1 pseudogene is annotated in these 556 nt (G+C 68.5%); it reads right to left on the bottom strand.

Annotated features, from left to right (window positions below):
* A pseudogene (locus AC27IQ_RS26885) lies at window positions 1–484 on the bottom strand (mechanosensitive ion channel protein); the annotation flags it as partial.
* Window positions 485–556 lie beyond the last annotated feature (72 nt).

Below are 556 nucleotides of genomic sequence, written 5' to 3'. Positions count from 1 at the left end.
CCTGCAGCAGCATGAGCAGGCTGACCTGCGACTTGCCGAAGCTGATGGTGATGTCGGCCAGCTCCTGGCGCACCAGCGGCAGCAGCCCCACGATCCACAGCACGGCCACGCCCCAGGCCACCCACGAGACGATGCGCTCGACCAGCCGCATGGCCGCCGAGCGTGGGAAAGCCGCCGTCAGCACCCGCGCGAAGAAGCGGATCAGCACCAGCGAGGTCAGCACCGGCACCGCCACGCGCAGCAGGAACACCGGCTGGTAATGCTCCACGCCCACGCGCGCCGCATACACCAGCGCCAGCGAGAGCAGCGGGAACATCAGCCCATCGACGGTGCGCCGCCCGAACCACACCGAATCGGCCGGCTGCTGGCGCCCCACCGCGCGGCTGGCCAGGTAGGCCAGGGCGATGCAGGCCGCGAGCACGGCGATCTCCAGCCAGGTGCTGGAATTATTGAAGTCGCGCGACAGGGTGTCGAAGATTTCCATCGGCAGTCAGAAGAAGCAGCAGCAGAAGAAGGCGCCACACGCGGCGGCGCCAGGATCGGAAGGTGTGCAGGG

The organism is Acidovorax sp. KPB24-07, assembly GCF_057543315.1.
The sequence above is the reverse complement of the archived record's forward strand: the minus strand, read 5'-3'. Positions and strand labels throughout refer to the sequence as shown.